The following is a 16,152-nucleotide window of genomic DNA, read 5'->3' as shown; positions in this document are numbered from 1 at the left end:
AGTCCGGATCTATAGTGCCGTCATTGCGACTCCCCACCCCGCGTGCCCGTTCCTGAGAGTCTGGTTGATGTCGGCGCCGTCCACCCCCTTCCGTCCTGCCCTGCTCGCCTCGTTGCTGACAGCCGCCGCGGGTGGCGCGCTCGCCGTCGCGGCGGTCGCCGCGGTGCCGGCCGACATCCGTGCCGCACTCGGCTGGTTCACCGGCGGCGGCGTCCTGCTCCTCGCGGCCGCGGCCTTCGCCGTCACCTGGTACGGGCGGACCGCGCGCTCCCTGAGCCGGAGGGTCGAGGCCCTCACCGCCGAACTCTCCTCCCGGGAGGCCCTGGCCGCCCGGCACGCGGCCGAAGCCGCGCGCGGGGCGGCGGCGCTGAAGGAGCGTTACGAGACGGAGGCCGCCGCCGCGGAGGCGGGCCACACCGCGCGGGCCGAGGAGCTCACCCGCGCCCACGCCTCCCGGACCGCGGAGCTCGACCACGCCCACGCCGCCCGGATCGCCGAGCTGACCGCGGACCGGACCGCCGAGGTCCGGCGGCTCGAGGAGCGGCTGCGCCGCGCCGAGTCCGGCCGGTCCGCCGCCATGGCCGCCGCGGCCAACGCGGCCGGCCGCATGCAGGCCCTCGCCACCAGCATGCTCGCCGACCTGCGGGAGATGGAGCACCGGCACGCGGACGAGGACGTCCTGACCGACCTGCTCCACATCGACCACCGCACCGCCCAGGCCGGCCGGCTCGCCGACTCCGTCGCCGTGCTGACCGGAGCCCGGTCCGGCAGGCGTTGGGCCCGTCCCATCGTCATGGAGTCGATCCTGCGCGGCGCCATGGGCCGCATCGGCGGCTACCAGCGCGTGCGGCTGCACTCCAGCAGCGACGCGGCCGTCGCCGGGCACGCGGCCGAGGGCGTCATGCACGCCCTGGCCGAACTGATGGACAACGCGGCGAACTTCTCGCCGCCCACCGCCGAGGTCCACGTCTACGTGGAGGAGGTCCCGGCCGGCGTCATCATCGCGGTCGAGGACAGCGGCCTGGTCATGAGCGAGGTGCAGCTGCGCCGCGCGGAGGCCGCGGTCGGCGCGACGACGCAGGACCTGGCCGGTCTCTCCGGCACCCGGCTCGGCCTGGCCGTCGTCGGCCGGCTGGCCCACAAGCACGGCCTCACCGTGTCGTTCCGCCCCTCGGCGCGCGGCGGCACCAGCGCCCTGCTGATGCTGCCCCAGGAGCTGATCAGCCACACGGCCGCCGAGCCGCCGGCCGCGCCCGAGGCCGTCCTGCCGCCCGTGGCGGGCCGCGGGCTGGCGTCGCCGCCCGCGCCCGCCCCGGCCGTCGAGCCCGCGACCACGCACGAGAGCGCGGCCGAGAGCACCGGTGAGCACCCCCGGTTCGGCGAGAGCGGTCTGCCGCGCCGCCGCCGCGGCCGGGCGATGGCCACCGCCCACCCCGAGGGCCCCGAGGCCACCGGGAAGCCGCGCCCCACGGGCCCGCGCACCGGCGCGGCGGCCGGAGCCGCCACGCGCTTCGGCTCCTTCCGCCAGGCGGTCCGCGGTGCCGGCACCCCCGCGCCGGAGGAGCGGGCGACGCCCGACGAGCCCCCCGCCGACACGACCGTCACGAACCCCCCGTACCCGGAAGGCACCCCTTCATGACCGGCACCACCACCGACGAGAAGCTCAGCTGGCTCCTGGAGGGCCTGCTCGAACGCACCCCGGGCACCCGTCACGCCCTGGTGCTCTCCCGGGACGGCCTCAAGCTCTGCCGTACTCCTGAGCTCTCCGTCGACCAGGCCGACCAGCTCGCCGCGATCGCCGCCGGCATCCAGAGCCTGTCGCACGGCGCCTCCGTGGAGTTCGGCGACGGCACGGGCGGGGTCCGCTCCGCGATGGCCGAGTTCTACGGCGGCATCCTGTTCATCGTGGAGGCGGGCGAGGGCGCCCACCTCGCCCTGGTCGCCGACGAGGACGCCGACGCCGGGCTCGTCGGCCACAACATGTCCGAGCTGGTGGAGCAGTTGGGCGAGTACCTGGTCGCGAGGCCCCGGGGATGAGCCGCGGCAGGCCGGGACGGGACGACTCACCCGACCGGCTCTACACCCTGACCGGCGGCCGCAGCCGCGCCGGGTCCGACGCCTTCGACCTGGTGACGCTCGTCGTCTCCGAGAGCGATCCGGTCGCCGGCATGCAGTCCGAGCACGCCGCGATCCTGCGCATGTGCCGTCTTCCCACGGCCGTGGTGGAGGTGGCGGCGGGACTCGGCCTGCCCGTGTCGATCACGCGGATCCTCCTCGCGGACCTGCACGACACGGGCCGGATCAGCGCACGGCACCCCCGCGCCGCGTACCGCCTTCCCGATCACGACATCCTGGAGCAGGTGCTCGTTGGACTCCGTAATCTCTGAACAGCGCCAGACCCTGCGCAGCACCGCCGACAACGGACTGAAGATCGTCGTCGTCGGCGGTTTCGGAGTCGGCAAGACCACCCTGGTCCGCTCGGTCAGCGAGATCCGTCCGCTGAACACCGAGGAGACCATGACCCAGGCCGGCGAGGGCGTCGACGACACCGTCGGCGTCGCCGCGAAGAGCGCCACCACGGTGGCCTTCGACTTCGGCCGGATCTCGCTGGACGCGCACAACGTCCTGTACCTGTTCGGGGCGCCCGGCCAGGAACGGTTCTGGTTCCTGTGGGACCGGCTGTTCTCCGGGACCCTCGGCGCGGTCGTCCTCGTCGACACCCGGCGGCTCGCCGACTCCTGGTACGCGATCGACCGCCTGGAGCACCACGGCACGCCGTTCGTCGTCGCCTGCAACGACTTCGGCGGCCCGGCCCACACCCCCGCACAGATCCGCGAGGCCCTCGACCTCGCCGACGAGGTCCCGCTGGTCTTCTGCGACGCGCGCTCGCGCGAGTCCAGCAAGCAGGTGCTGATCTCGCTCGTGGAACACCTGCGGACCGTCGTCGCGGCCTCGCGGCCGACCTCCCACCCGATCCCGGAGCCCACCCCGTGACCCTCCCCGAGCCCCAGCCGGTCCCGCTGAGCGGGCCCCGGTTCCAGACCGACCCCACCGAGCTGTACCGGCAGATACGCCGCGAGCACGGGGCCGTCGCCCCGGTCGTGCTCGACGGGGACGTGCCCGCCTGGCTGGTCCTCGGCTACCGCGAGCTGCACCAGGTCACCAGCGACCCGGTGCTCTTCTCGCGCGACTCCGACCTGTGGAACCAGTGGGACGCGATTCCGGCGGACTGGCCCCTGCTGCCGATGATCGGCCGCAAGCAGCCGTCCATCCTCTACACCGTCGGCGAGCGGCACCGCGAGCGGGCCGGGGTCGTCTCCGCCGCCCTGGAGGCGATCGACCCGTTCGTCCTCAAGGCGCGTGCCGAGCGCTTCGCCGACGAGCTGATCGACGCGCTGTGCGGCAAGGGCTCCTGCGACATCATCGCCGAGTACGCGATGCTGCTTCCGGTCCGTGTCCTGGCCAGCTGCTACGGCTTCTCCGACGAGCAGGGTCCCGGCCTCGTCACCGCCATGAACGACATGATCAACGGTCAGGAGGGCGCGCTCGAGGGCCAGCGCCACCTGGCCGAGTCGATGTTCGCGCTGCTCGCCGCCAAGCTGGCGACGCCCGGCGACGACGTCGCCTCCCGGATGCTCGCCAACACCGTCGGGTTCACCGTCGAGGAGGTCGCCCAGGACCTCATGGTGATGATGGCCGCGGGCCACCAGCCGACCGCCGACTGGATCGGCAACTCGCTGCGCCTGATGCTGACCGACGACCGGTTCGCGGCCTCGCTCGCCGGCGGCCGGCACAGCGTCGGCGAGGCGATGAACGAGGTCCTGTGGGAGGACACTCCGACCCAGAACGTCGCCGGCCGGTGGGCCTCGCGCGACACCCGCCTCGGCGGGCGCCTGATCGGCCAGGGCGACCTGCTGCTGCTCGGCCTGGCCGCCGCCAACTCCGACCCGCACGTGCGCACCGACTCCGGCGCGTTCACCGGCGGCAACAACGCGCACCTCTCCTTCGGACACGGCGAGCACCGCTGCCCGTTCCCCGCCCAGGAGGTCGCCGAGACCATCGCCCGGACGGGGATCGAGGTGCTGCTCGACCGGCTGCCGGACGTGGACCTCGCGGTCGCCGAGGACGCCCTCGCCCGCCGCCCCTCCCCCTGGCTGCGCGGTCTGACCTCGCTGCCCGTGACGTACACCCCGACCCCCGCCCTTGGAGCCCTCGGATGAGCTGCCCGATCGACCACACCGCCGCGTCCGGTACCGACGCCCTCGTCCTCGACCCCTTCGTGACCGACCTCGACGGGGAGAGCGCCCGGCTGCGCGCGGCCGGCCCGCTGGCCCGTGTCGTGCTGCCCGGCGGGGTGCCCTGCTGGGCCGTCACCCGGCACGCCGAGGCGCGCAAGCTGCTCACCGACGCCCGCCTCGTCAAGGACATCGAGGTGTGGGGTGCGTGGCAGCGCGGCGAGATACCCCTGGACTGGCCGCTGATCGGTCTGGCGAACCCCGGCCGGTCGATGCTGACCGTCGACGGCGAGGAGCACCGGCGGCTGCGGACGCTGGTCGCGCAGGCGCTCACGGCGCGCCGGGTGGAGCGGCTGCGCGCGGGCATCGAGTCGCTGACCGAGGGGATGCTGGACCGGTTGGCCGAGCGGCCGTCCGGTGAGGTCGTGGACCTGAAGGCGGAGTTCGCGTACCCGCTGCCGATGAACGTGGTGGGCGAGCTGATGGGCGTCGACCCGGCCGACCACCCGCGGATGAAGGCGCTGTTCGACAAGTTCTTCTCGACGCAGACGCCGCCCGAGGAGGTGCCGCAGATGATGGCGGACCTGGGCGCGCTGTTCTCGGGGATCGTGGCGGGCAAGACGGAGCGGCCCGGCGACGACCTCACGAGCGCGCTGATCGAGGCGTCGGAGGGCGGCGACCGGCTGACCACGGAGGAGATCACCAACACCCTCCAGCTGATGGTGGCGGCCGGGCACGAGACGACGATCAGCCTGATCGTGAACGCGGTCGTCGCCCTGGAGACCCACCCCGAGCAGCGTGCCCTGGTGCTCAAGGGCGAGGTGCCGTGGGAGAACGTGATCGAGGAGACGCTGCGCTGGTCGACGCCCACCTCGCACGTGCTGATCCGGTTCGCCACCGAGGACATCGAGGTCGGTGACCGGATCCTGCCGAAGGGCGAGGCCCTGATCGTGTCGTTCGGCGCGATCGGCCGGGACGAGGAGCAGCACGGTCCGACGGCGGGCGAGTTCGACGTGACCCGTACCCCGAACCGGCACATCTCCTTCGGGCACGGCCCGCACGTGTGCCCGGGCGCGGCGCTCTCCCGTCTGGAGGCGTCGGTGGCGCTCCCCGCCCTGTACGAGCGCTTCCCGGACCTCCGTCTGGCGGTCCCCCGCGAGGAGCTCCGCAACAAGCCGGTCGTCACGCAGAACGACCTCTTCGACCTGCCGGTCCTGCTGTCCTGACGGCTTTCCGCGCGTTCGACCCACCGGCGCCCCGTGGTTTCCCGGTCACGGGGCGCTATGCTGGCTCCATGCATCTGTCGTCGTGCCTCAGCTGGTGGCGCTCCTCCTAGGAGCGGCCGCCATTCGCGCACGACCGGGCCGTTCGGACGAACGGCCCTTTCGCGTTTCCTGGCTCATGGGTCCTGTCGTCCCGACGGCGCCATCGACCCACACCGGGAGACCTCATGAGCACCCTCACCACCACCGTCACCGCCGCCTCCACCGACGCGCTCGGGACGTCCGCCGCCCGGGCGCGCAGCGCGGTCCTGGAGGAGCAGATCCGCAAGGACCCGGGGCGTTTCCGCATCCTGACCGGGGACCGCCCCACCGGGCGGCTGCATCTGGGGCACTACTTCGGCACCCTGCACAACCGGGTGCGGCTCCAGGACCTCGGGGTGGAGCTGTTCGTGATCATCGCGGACTACCAGGTCCTGACCGACCGCGACGTGGCGGACAGGCTCACCGAGCACGTCGAGGAGCTCGTCCTCGACCACCTCGCCATCGGCGTGGACCCGGAGCGCAGCACGGTCTTCGCCCACAGCGCGGTCCCCGCCCTGAACCAGCTGCTGCTGCCCTTCCTGAGCCTGGTGTCCGTGGCGGAGCTGAACCGCAATCCCACCGTCAAGGACGAGATCGCCCACTCCCGGCAGTCGGCCGTCAGCGGCCTGATGTTCACCTATCCCGTCCACCAGGCCGCCGACATCCTGTTCTGCAAGGCCGATCTCGTCCCCGTCGGCCAGGACCAGCTTCCGCATCTGGAGATCACCCGGACCGTCGCCCGCCGCTTCAACGACCGCTACGGCAACGGCACCGCCGTCTTCCCCGAGCCCGACGCCCTGCTGTCCGAGGCGCCGCTGCTCCTCGGCACGGACGGCACCAAGATGAGCAAGAGCCGCGGCAACGCCATCGCCCTGGCCGCCGACGCCGACGAGACCGCCCGGCTGATCAGGGGTGCGAAGACCGACTCCGAGCGGCACATCGCCTACGACCCGGCCGGCCGCCCCGAGGTGTCGTCGCTCCTGCTGCTCGCGGCGCTCTGCCAGGGCCGTACCCCCGAGGAGGTCGCCGACGACATCGGCTCCGCGGGGGCCGCGGCGCTGAAGCGGACCGTGACGGAGTCGGTCAACGAGTACCTGGCGCCGATCCGCTCCCGCCGCGCGGAGTACGCGCGGGACCGGGCGTACCTCCGCCAGGTCCTGCGCGAGGGGAACGAGCGGGCCCGGGCCGTGGCGGACGCGACCCTCGCCGAGGTGCGCGCGGCGATGAACAGTCACTACTGACCCGACGCGTGCTCCCGGCGGGGGATCCCGTGTCAGCCGGCCGTGCCGCTCTCCAGGATGCCCTTGAGGGTCATCTCGTCCCTGGGCATCTCCTTCCGCACGTGCGGGCGGACGACGAGGGGGACGAGGGCCTTGCCGATGCCGTGCCCCTCGAAGTCGAGGGAGAGCGTCAGCCGGGAGCGCTCGCCGTCGTCCAGCGGCTCGATGGTGCCCTGGATGTCGCCGCGTACGGGGCCGTCGATGCCGTGCACGTGCCAGTGCCTCGGCGGCTCCAGCTCGATGACCTGCATGGTCGTGGTGAACTCCCGCTTGCCGAGCCGCCGTGTGACGGCGACCTTGGAGCCGACCGCGAGGGGGGCGTCGCCGATCGCGCGGACCGAGACCGCGCTCTGCTGCCACTCGGGCAGATGCGTCGGGTCGGTCACGTAGGAGAAGACGTCCGCGGGTGTGCGGGAGATGTCGATGGTTTCCGTGATGGCGGGCATGTCGCCTTCTTCGTCCGACGGAAGGCCTCGCCGGAAGCGGATGCGCCGACGCGGGCCCGTTGTCGCTTCGTACAAATCCTCCCACTCCCGACGGCGCCCCGCCAGCCTCTCGCGATCACCACGGAGAGCGACCTTCGCGCACACCGTCCGCACCCACCGTCACCGCCGAGGGGTCTCCCGTCGGCGGGCCCACCCGCTTGCCGGTCCTCAGGTTGCGGCTAATGTCGATATATAGGCCATATGTACACCCTCGTTCCCGCGCTCACGAGGTGAGGGAGAAGGGGCGTACGAGAGGAGCCCCTCATGACCCGTACATTGCGGAGCGCGATAGCCCTGGCCGGAGCCGCGGCCCTCTCCCTGGGGGTGGCGGCGACGAGCGCGACGGCCCTGGGCGCGGGGAGCCAGAAGCAGGAGACCGTCAGGATCGGACTGCTGCTGCCGGAGAGCAAGACGACGCGGTACGAGAAGTTCGACCGGCCCTACATCGAGGCGAAGATCAACGAACTGGCGCCCGGGGCGCACATCGACTACTACAACGCCGCGGAGAGCGCCACCACCCAGCAGCAGCAGGTCAACACCGCCCTCGCCAAGGGCGACAAGGTCCTCATCCTGGACGCCGTGGACGCCAAGTCCATCCAGTCCTCCGTGCAGAAGGCCCATGACGCGGGCGTCAAGGTCGTGGCGTACGACCGCCTCGCGCAGGGCCCCGTCGACGCCTATGTCTCGTACGACAACCACAAGGTGGGCGAGCTGCAGGGCAAGGCGCTCCTCGACGCGCTCGGCGACAAGGCCAAGAGCGGCGAGATCGTGATGCACAACGGGTCTCCGACGGACCCGAACGCGGCCGAGTTCAAGGCCGGCGCGCACTCCGTCCTCGACGGCAAGGTGAAGATCGGCAAGGAGTACGACACTCCCAACTGGGACCCGAACAACGCCAACCAGCAGATGTCCGGCGCCATCAGCTCCCTCGGCAAGGACAAGATCGTCGGTGTCTACTCGGCCAACGACGGACTGGCCGCCGGTATCGCCACCGCCCTCAAGGCGGCCGGAATGAACGTCCCGTTGAGCGGTCAGGACGCCCAACTCGACGCGATCCAGCGGATCCTGATCGGCACTCAGACCTTCACCATCGAGAAGCCCTACAAGCCGGAGGCCGACATCGCCGCCACGATGGCCGTCAACCTGGCCGAGGGCAAGAAGCTCTCGTCCGACCTGGTGCCCACCACCGTCACCAGCGGCAGCAACCACAAGGTCGCGGCCCAGCTGCTCAACCCGGTCGTGGTGAACAAGACCAACATCAAGGACACCGTCGTCAAGGACGGGCTCTACACGGTCCAGGAGATCTGCACCCCGACCTATGCGGCGGCCTGCAAGGAAGCCGGTCTCGAATAGCCGGTCCCGAACAACCGGTTCCGAATAGCCGGTCCCGAACAACCGGTTCCGAACAACCGGCCCGGAACAACCGGTCCGGAACAACCGCGGAGCGGTTCGCGCGAGCGGAGGAGGCGGTTCCCTTGCCGGAGCCACCCGTGCTCACCCTGCGGGGGATCTCCAAACGGTTCGGCGCGGTCCAGGCGTTGAAGGACTTCGATCTGGAGGTCCACGCCGGCGAGGTCGTCGCCCTCGTCGGCGACAACGGCGCCGGCAAGTCCACCGCCGTCAAGTCGATCGCCGGGGTCAACCCGCCCGACGAGGGCGTCATCGAGTGGCAGGGCCGGGCGGTCTCCATCAACCGGCCCCACGACGCCCAGAACCTGGGCATCGCCACCGTCTACCAGGACCTCGCCCTGTGCGACAACCTGGACGTCGTCGGCAATCTCTTCCTCGGCCGCGAACTGCGCCGCTTCGGCGTCCTGGACGAGGTCCGGATGGAACAGCGCTCGCGCGAACTGCTCGACACCCTCTCCATCCGGATCCCCAGCGTCCGGATCCCGGTCGCCTCCCTCTCGGGCGGCCAGCGCCAGACCGTCGCGATCGCCCGCTCCCTGATCGGCGACCCCAAGGTCGTCATCCTGGACGAACCCACCGCCGCGCTCGGCGTGGAGCAGACCGCCGAGGTCCTCGACCTGGTCGAGCGGCTCCGCGAGCACGGTCTCGGCACCATTCTGATCAGCCACAACATGGTGGACGTGATGGCGGTCGCCGACCGCATCGCCGTCATGCGCCTCGGCCGGAACAACGGCTTCTTCGACAAGCGCGCCACGACCACCGAGGAGATCATCTCCGCCATCACCGGGGCCACCGACAGCGCCGTCACCCGCCGCCAGGCCCGCAAGCGGGAGGAGGAGGGGCGATGAAACGGGACCGCGCCCGGGGCGACTCCGCCTCCCAGGAACCGGCACGCGCCGCGATGCCGGCGGTCGACAGCCGACTGCTCGTCCGCGAGGAGGGCCTCAAGGGCTACCTCGGGGAGTTCCGCCGCAAGCTGCGCAGCGGAGAGCTCGGCTCGCTGCCGGTCGTCGTCGCCGTGATCATCATCTGGACGGTCTTCGGCAGTCTCAACAGCACGTTCCTCTCGGCCCAGAACCTCTCCGACCTCAGCCAGCAGATCGTCGGGACCGGCATGATCGCCGTCGGCATCGTCTTCGTCCTGCTGCTCGGCGAGATCGACCTCTCCGTCGGCTCCGTCAGCGGCCTGTGCGCCGCCATCTTCGCCGTGCTGAACGTCCTGAACGGCATGAACGAGTGGCTGGCGCTGCTCATCGCCCTCGTGGGCGGAGCGGCCGTCGGGCTCATCCACGGGTTCTTCTTCGCGAAGGTCGGCGTCCCGGCGTTCGTGGTCACCCTGGCGGGCAACCTCTTCTGGAACGGTCTGATGCTCCAGATCCTGGGCAGCAGCGGCACGGTCAACATCCCGAGCGAGAGCATCGTCTCCAAGCTCTACTCGACGATCTTCCACAGTCCCGCGACCGCCTACGTGGCCGCGGCCGTGGGGGTCGGGCTCTTCCTCGCGTCCTCGCTCCTGGACGCCCGACGCCGCCAGGCCGCCCGGGTGCCGTTCCGCCCGATCGCCGAGATCGTGCTGCGTACGGTGGTCATCGCCGCGATCGCGTTCGCCACGGCGTACATCCTCAACCAGTACCAGGGGCTGCCGCTGGCGCTCCTGATCTTCCTGATCCTGCTGGTGGTGCTGGACTTCGTGCTGCGCCGCACGACGTACGGGCGCCGGATCTTCGCCGTCGGCGGCAACATCGAGGGCGCGCGCCGCGCCGGCATCAGCGTGCCGTTCGTCCGGATGAGCGTCTTCTCGATCTCCGGGCTCATGGCGGCGGTCGGCGGCATCTTCCTCGCCGGGCAGATCCAGTCCGCGAGCCAGACCTCCGGCGGCGGCAACCTGCTGATGAACGTCATCGCCGCCGCCGTCATCGGCGGTACGAGCCTGTTCGGCGGGCGCGGCTCGGTCTGGTCCGCGCTCCTCGGCGCGCTGGTGATCGGGTCCATCCAGTCGGGCATGAACATCATGGGCGTCAGCAACGCCGTCCAGTTCATGATCACCGGATCGGTCCTGCTGGCCGCCGTGGTCGTCGACTCGCTGTCCCGCCGCAGCCAGAAGGCCGCGGGCCGCGCCTGACCCGCGGAGCGGCGCACCGGGCCGTACCCGGTCCCCGGGTCAGAACACCGGGGACGCCGCGAACAGTTCGTTCACCCAGTGGGCGCTCGCCTCCTCGCATCCCGTGGTCGGCGTGCCGGGGAAGAGGCGGAACCACGAGACCGCCCGGCCCAGCGCGGCGAGCCGGGTGGCGAGCACCGCGGCGCGGCGCAGCTCCGGGAGGGACGGCCCCAGATCGGACCAGGGTTCGAGGTAGGCGTCGCGCAGCCGGTGCACGTGCTCGGGGCCGTGGCGCTCCTGAACGGCCCGGGCGGGGACCAGCAGGCTGCTGAAGGGGTGGGCGACGTTGGCGTCGCCCCAGTCGAAGAAGGTGAAGCGGCCCGCGGCGGGGGCGAGGAGCTGCGCGTCGTGGAGGTCGCAGTGGTCGAGCGAGTCCGGGATGCCGTACGCGTCGAGCTCGGCGCACCAGTCCAGGAGCCTCGGCCGCTGCTCCCGGAGGGCGCGGCGGGTGTCCGGGGCGAGGGTGGCGTTGCCCTCGACGAGGCCGTCGAAGACGCCCGGCAGCTGACCGGTGCGCCCGCCGGGCACGCCGAGGTCGGTCATCCGGTCCGTGTACGGGGTCAGGGCCCGCTGCATCCGCGCGTACTGGCCGAGGGCCTCCGCCCAGGAGTCCGGCCCGGCACCGCCGGCGTCGAGGACGTGCCGGAAGAGGGGCCCGCCGTCGGGCAGGAGCGACCAGCCCCGCTCGGCGTCGACGGCGAGCGGGGTCACGACGTGTTCGGGCACCCAGTCGGCGAGCGCGCCCCCGAGGGCGGCCTCGAAGGCGGCGTCCGGGGCGCTCGCCTTGAACCACACGGCCTCGCGCTCCCCGGCTCCGGTCCGGAAGCGCACGAGGATCGACCAGGGCCGGACCCTGACCTCGCGGGGTCCGGTCTCGGCCAGGCCGTGCCGGGCGAGCTCCCGCTCCGACCAGCCGAGCGCGGCCGCCCGCCAGGCCGCTTCCTCCCAGGGGGTGACCGCGTCCGCGAACTGCCCGCGGTCGACCGTCATGGATATCGCTTGTCCCATCGGGTGATTCCACCACCGGACCGGCGCCCGGCGCACCCGAATATCCGTGGGGCCCGCACGGCGACGAGGACGACACGAGAAGAATTCGTATACCAAATCTCAGAGAAGCGGAACCCCTCGATGACAGCTCGACCTGAGCGGTAAGCCATTGCTGATCTTCACCCTTGTCCACCTCCCGCTACTTGGTATACAAAATCCGGAGTCCCTCCCGAAGGAGTCCCCATGCAGTCGTCCTCGCCCACCTCCGGCGCGCTCTCCCGTCGCACCATGCTGGCCGGAGCCGCCGCCCTCGCCGGCGCCACGGCCACCGGCGTCCCGGCGGCCGCCCCCGCCCAGGCGGCGACCGCCGGCACCGCGGCGGCCGGGCGCGACGGGCACCGGTCCAGGACCGTGGTGTTCCGCGACGTGCGCCCGTTCGGCGCGGCGAAGGCCACGGACCTCGTGGTCGTCGACGGCCGGATCTCGGACGGTCCCGCGCCGCACGGCGCGAAGGTCGTCGACGGCGGCGGCCGGATCGCCCTGCCGTCCCTCGTCGACGCGCACATCCACCCCGACAAGACCACCTGGGGCGGTTCCTGGGTGTCGCGGCGCCCGGCCTCCTCCATCGCCGACTACGTCGCGCAGGACGTGGACCTGTTCCGCGCCCAGCGCCGCCCGGTCGCCGAGCGCGCGTACGGCCTGATGAGCCACGCCGTCTCCCGCGGCACCCGCGGCATGCGCGCCCACGCCGACGTGGCCCCGGCCTACGGCCTGGCCGGGGTGGAGGGTCTGGCGGAGGCCCGCGAGAAGCTGCGCCACGCCCTCGACGTGCAGATCGTGGCCTTCCCGCAGCACGGTGTCATCCGCACCCCGGGCACGGCGGCGCTCCTGGAGAAGGCGGCGCGCGAGGGCCTCATCGACATGATCGGCGGCATCGACCCCATCGGCTTCGACAAGGCCCTCGACGAGCAGCTGGACACCGTCTTCGGCATCGCGGACCGGCACGGCGTCGGCGTGGACATCCACCTGCACGACCGCGGCGAGAACGGCATGAAGGCGATGCGCGGCATCGTCGAGCGCACCCGCGCCCTCTCCCTCGCCGGCAAGGTCACCGTCAGCCACGTCTTCTGTCTGCCGGGTCTGACGGACAGGGAACTCGGCGCCATCGCGACCGACCTGGGCGAGCAGGACATCGCCCTCACCACGGTCGCCCCGTCCGACTCCCTGGTGCTGCCGATCGCGCGGCTGCGCGAGCACGGCGTACGGGTCGGGCTCGGCTCCGACGGCGTGCGGGACTCCTGGAGCCCGTTCGGCGACGCCGACATGCTGCACCGCGCGCACATCCTCGGGTGGGTGACGGACATCCGCCTCGACGACGAGCTCAACGAGTGCTACCGGGTCGCGACCCACGGCGGCGCGGACGTCATGGGCCTCGCGCACGCCGACTTCCGGCCCGGCGCTCCGGCCGACTTCGTCCTGGTGCGGGGCGAGTGCCTGCCGCAGGTCGTCGTCGACATGCCGCGCCGGGACATGGTCGTCCACGGTGGTGTGGTCGTGGCCCGCGACGGGGAGTTCCTCGCCTGACGAAGCCGTGCGGGCCCGGTGCCCACCGGGCCCGCACGCGGGCACGGGGCGACTTACAAGTACGGCCGGGTGATCAGCTCGATCGCGTGCCCGGAGGGGTCCTTGAAGTAGACCCCGCGACCGCCGTGCTCGGTGTTGGTCTCGCCGGGGCGCTTCATCTGCGGATCGGCCCAGTGCTCGATGCCGCCCTCGCGCAGGCGCCGGTAGGTCCGGTCGAACAGGTCGTCGTCGACCATGAAGGCGTAGTGCTGCATCTGGATGTCCACCGGCGGTTCGGCGAACTGGAGCAGGACGCCGTCGGTGAGCTGGACGTTGCGGAAGGGACCCCAGGACGGCGCCTCGGGGAGTTCCAGCAACTCGCGGAAGAAACGCGCGGATTCGTCGCGGTTCTTGGACGCGATGATGGTGTGGTTGAACGTGACTGCCATGTGGATGACCTCGCTGTTGATTCGACACGGGGAAGGGACTCGCAGTGCTGGAGCACTGGGGGGTCCGCGTGCCGAACCGTCGGGGTGCCTGTCGCGCACCCGCCGAGCGGTCAGTCGTCCACCGGATGGCCCGTCTGTGCGTGGCTCGTCGCCGGTCCGGTGTTCATGACGGGCGACGCTACTCGATCGACCCGCGCCGGAACAAGGCGGACCGCGCGTTCCCGCCCCTCATATGGCCGAAATCGCGCGGCGCCCCGAGAAGTTCCCGCCGCGGTCCGCTCAGGGCGTGCCGGTGACGAACTCCCGGTCGCCGTACCGCACCTGGGCCCGGTCCCAGTCGGCACCGAGGGCGGTCGTGAGCCTGCGGGCCGGCGGCAGGTCGTCGACCGGGGCGACGAGGAGGAGCCGGCCGTCGACAGTGACGGAACCGCCGCCGAGCTTCTCGCGGGCCTCCGGGTCCGCGAGGAGCGCCTCGCGCAGGCCGCTCGCCCGGACCCCGGGGACCTCGATCTCGACGGCGTCGGTCTCCGGCGAAGTGCGCGGCAGGCAGCGGAAGGTGAGCACGGCCTCCTGGTCGTACCGCTCGGCGATGACGCCCGCGATGCGGCGGAGCCCGTCGCGGCCGACCCGTTCGACGTCGAACTCCCGGGACCGCTCGTACGTCGCCTGCCGCAGCTCCTCGGACCAGAAGACGCCGTCGAGCAGCTCCGAGGCGCCCGGCCGTGCGCCGTGGGCGCGGACGATCCGCCGCACCTCGTGGCCGAAGCGGGTGAGGCGGGTGTCGAGACGGGGGTCGTCGGGGTCCGTGATGATCGCGGTGTTGTCGGTCGCGAAGATCTCCGCGGCCGGGCAGTCCCGCGGGCCGGGGCCGGCGTGCGCGCCGGGCGCGCCGGCGGCGCCCAGGAGCAGGGCGGCGACGGCGCAGACGAGGAGGCGGGCGCGTCGCCCGGTGCCGACGTTCTTCACGGCGTGGTCAACGAGCCGGGGTGAAGATCGTCGCGCGGCGGGCTCCGGGCCCGCGTCCCTGCGCGCGGGCGGGTCAGCCGTTCGGGAGGATGACCGCCCGGCCGTCGATCCGGCCCTCGTGCAGCCGCTCGTACGCCTCCGGTGCCTCGTCCAGGCCGTAGGTCTCGACGTGGACGTCGACGGCGCCGGTACGGGCCAGGTCGAGCACCTCGATCAGCTCGGCGCGGGTGCCCCAGTACGGGGAGGCGACGGAGACCTCGTACGCCGGGCTGCCGAAGCCGACGGGCAGGGCGCCGCCGCCGAGGCCGACGATGGTGACGTCGCCCTCCACCGCGGCCATCGCGCCGGCGGCCGTCACCGTGGGCTGGACGCCCACGAAGTCGAGCACGACCTCCGCGCCCCGGCCGCCGGTCAGCTCGCGGATCGTGGGCGCGGCCGCGGCGTCGGACAGGACCGCGTCGTGCGCGCCGACCGAGCGGGCGAGGGCGAGCTTCTCCTCGGTGACGTCCAGGGCGACGACCCGGGCCGTGGTCATGGCGCGCAGCAGCTGGACGGCGACGTGGCCGAGCCCGCCGGTGCCGATGACGACGGCGGTGCTGCCGGGGACGAGCTTCGGCAGGGAGCGCTTGATGGCGTGGTACGGGGTGAGGCCGGCGTCCGTGAGCGGCACGGCCCGCACCGGGTCGAGGTCGCCGAGCGGCACCAGGTGGCGCGGGCTGTCGACGATCATGTACTCGGCGATGGCGCCGGGCGCTCCGAGGCCGGGCGGCCTGATGCCGAGCTCCGCGGCCCGCAGGCAGTAGTTCTCCTTGCCCTGGGCGCACATGAAGCAGGTGCCGCAGCCCCAGGGGCCGTAGACGGCGACGGGGTCGCCGACGGCGAACCCCTCGGCGCCGGGGCCGAGGGCGGCGACCGTGCCGACGCCCTCGTGACCGAGGGTCAGGGGCAGCGGGAAGGGCAACTGCTCGGCGGGCCAGCTCATCACGGCGATGTCGGAGTGGCAGACGCCGGCGGCGGTGACCTCGAGGAGCACCTGCCCGGGTCCGGGTTCGGGGTCGGGGACCGTGACGACCTCGGGCGGGGCGCCCACGGTGCGGTACTGGAGTGCCTTCATGACGGTGTCCTTTCCGGTGCCCCCGAGGATACTTGTAACATACACCGATCAATGTCCTCGCAGGACATTCAGCGATTTCGGTGACGAGTTGTCGCCAATCGCCCCCTCCCCCGGCCCGCGCGCGCCACAGTAAAACGGAACGCCCGCGGACCGGCGGAGGCCCGCGCGGAAAGGAGTGGTGCCGTGTTCTCCGACTTC

The 16,152-nt window shown here is 72.3% G+C and carries 16 protein-coding genes; 11 read left to right on the top strand and 5 right to left on the bottom strand.

The genetic code is table 11. The features are described from left to right. Positions 1-67 precede the first annotated feature (67 nt). The 7 genes from ACFYUS_RS08490 (at position 68) to trpS (ending at position 6,780) form a co-directional block, all read left to right on the top strand. Positions 68-1,639: a sensor histidine kinase gene (locus tag ACFYUS_RS08490; RefSeq protein WP_388847264.1), complete on the top strand. Its 1,572-nt coding sequence runs from the start codon at positions 68-70 to the stop codon at positions 1,637-1,639. After that, positions 1,636-2,037: a roadblock/LC7 domain-containing protein gene (locus tag ACFYUS_RS08485; RefSeq protein WP_030690508.1), complete on the top strand. Its 402-nt coding sequence runs from the start codon at positions 1,636-1,638 to the stop codon at positions 2,035-2,037. The genes ACFYUS_RS08490 and ACFYUS_RS08485 overlap by 4 nt, the downstream gene beginning before the upstream one ends. Next, positions 2,034-2,387 (top strand): DUF742 domain-containing protein, encoded by a 354-nt coding sequence (locus ACFYUS_RS08480; protein WP_388847261.1) that lies wholly within the window; start codon positions 2,034-2,036, stop codon positions 2,385-2,387. Before ACFYUS_RS08485 ends, ACFYUS_RS08480 begins: the two co-directional genes overlap by 4 nt. Then, positions 2,368-2,994, top strand: coding sequence for an ATP/GTP-binding protein (locus tag ACFYUS_RS08475; protein ID WP_388847259.1), 627 nt, complete (start codon positions 2,368-2,370; stop codon positions 2,992-2,994). Before ACFYUS_RS08480 ends, ACFYUS_RS08475 begins: the two co-directional genes overlap by 20 nt. After that, entirely contained in the window at positions 2,991-4,220 is a 1,230-nt protein-coding gene (locus ACFYUS_RS08470) for a cytochrome P450 (protein WP_388847257.1), read from the top strand. The genes ACFYUS_RS08475 and ACFYUS_RS08470 overlap by 4 nt, the downstream gene beginning before the upstream one ends. After that, the gene (locus tag ACFYUS_RS08465; protein WP_388847255.1) at positions 4,217-5,461 is read left to right on the top strand and encodes a cytochrome P450; all 1,245 of its coding nucleotides are present in this window, start codon (positions 4,217-4,219) and stop codon (positions 5,459-5,461) included. The genes ACFYUS_RS08470 and ACFYUS_RS08465 overlap by 4 nt, the downstream gene beginning before the upstream one ends. Before the next feature lie 224 nt (positions 5,462-5,685). Further along, positions 5,686-6,780 (top strand): tryptophan--tRNA ligase, encoded by a 1,095-nt coding sequence (gene trpS / locus ACFYUS_RS08460; RefSeq protein WP_388847253.1) that lies wholly within the window; start codon positions 5,686-5,688, stop codon positions 6,778-6,780. A gap of 32 nt (positions 6,781-6,812) precedes the next feature. Here the strand turns inward: trpS and ACFYUS_RS08455 are convergent, their stop codons facing one another. Next, positions 6,813-7,265 carry an SRPBCC family protein gene (locus tag ACFYUS_RS08455; protein WP_388847251.1) on the bottom strand — a complete coding sequence of 151 codons (453 nt, stop codon included), beginning with the start codon at positions 7,263-7,265 and terminating at the stop codon, positions 6,813-6,815. A 303-nt stretch (positions 7,266-7,568) separates the two neighbouring features. Between ACFYUS_RS08455 and ACFYUS_RS08450 the strand changes: the two genes are divergently transcribed. The 3 genes from ACFYUS_RS08450 to ACFYUS_RS08440 all read left to right on the top strand — a co-directional run bounded on the left by ACFYUS_RS08450 (position 7,569) and on the right by ACFYUS_RS08440 (position 10,836). Beyond that, entirely contained in the window at positions 7,569-8,657 is a 1,089-nt protein-coding gene (locus ACFYUS_RS08450; protein ID WP_388847249.1) for a substrate-binding domain-containing protein, read from the top strand. Positions 8,658-8,779: 122 nt separating this feature from the next. Then, positions 8,780-9,562 (top strand): ATP-binding cassette domain-containing protein, encoded by a 783-nt coding sequence (locus tag ACFYUS_RS08445; protein WP_388847247.1) that lies wholly within the window; start codon positions 8,780-8,782, stop codon positions 9,560-9,562. Next, the gene (locus ACFYUS_RS08440; protein WP_388847245.1) at positions 9,559-10,836 is read left to right on the top strand and encodes a sugar ABC transporter permease; all 1,278 of its coding nucleotides are present in this window, start codon (positions 9,559-9,561) and stop codon (positions 10,834-10,836) included. Before ACFYUS_RS08445 ends, ACFYUS_RS08440 begins: the two co-directional genes overlap by 4 nt. A gap of 39 nt (positions 10,837-10,875) precedes the next feature. On the opposite strand, the gene ACFYUS_RS08435 is transcribed toward ACFYUS_RS08440, so the two are convergent. Next, positions 10,876-11,883 (bottom strand): aminoglycoside phosphotransferase family protein, encoded by a 1,008-nt coding sequence (locus tag ACFYUS_RS08435; RefSeq protein ID WP_388847243.1) that lies wholly within the window; start codon positions 11,881-11,883, stop codon positions 10,876-10,878. Between the two features lie 222 nt (positions 11,884-12,105). Here ACFYUS_RS08435 and ACFYUS_RS08430 point away from each other — a divergent pair, with 222 nt between their 5' ends. Then, the gene (locus ACFYUS_RS08430) at positions 12,106-13,446 is read left to right on the top strand and encodes an amidohydrolase family protein (RefSeq protein ID WP_388847241.1); all 1,341 of its coding nucleotides are present in this window, start codon (positions 12,106-12,108) and stop codon (positions 13,444-13,446) included. Between the two features lie 53 nt (positions 13,447-13,499). On the opposite strand, the gene ACFYUS_RS08425 is transcribed toward ACFYUS_RS08430, so the two are convergent. The 3 genes from ACFYUS_RS08425 to ACFYUS_RS08415 all read right to left on the bottom strand — a co-directional run bounded on the left by ACFYUS_RS08425 (position 13,500) and on the right by ACFYUS_RS08415 (position 15,954). Continuing rightward, positions 13,500-13,874, bottom strand: a complete 375-nt coding sequence (locus tag ACFYUS_RS08425; protein WP_388847239.1) for a VOC family protein — start codon at positions 13,872-13,874, stop codon at positions 13,500-13,502. Between the two features lie 279 nt (positions 13,875-14,153). Continuing rightward, positions 14,154-14,840, bottom strand: coding sequence for a hypothetical protein (locus ACFYUS_RS08420; RefSeq protein WP_388847237.1), 687 nt, complete (start codon positions 14,838-14,840; stop codon positions 14,154-14,156). A gap of 73 nt (positions 14,841-14,913) precedes the next feature. Next, complete coding sequence (locus ACFYUS_RS08415; RefSeq protein ID WP_388847235.1) at positions 14,914-15,954, bottom strand: NAD(P)-dependent alcohol dehydrogenase; 1,041 nt, start codon at positions 15,952-15,954, stop codon at positions 14,914-14,916. Between the last annotated feature and the right edge of the window lie 198 nt (positions 15,955-16,152).

It is taken from the genome of Streptomyces sp. NPDC004284 (assembly GCF_042874035.1).
Taxonomy (GTDB): Bacteria; Actinomycetota; Actinomycetes; order Streptomycetales; family Streptomycetaceae; genus Streptomyces.
Note: the sequence above shows the minus strand (reverse complement) of the source record. Positions and strands in the feature narration are given on the sequence as shown.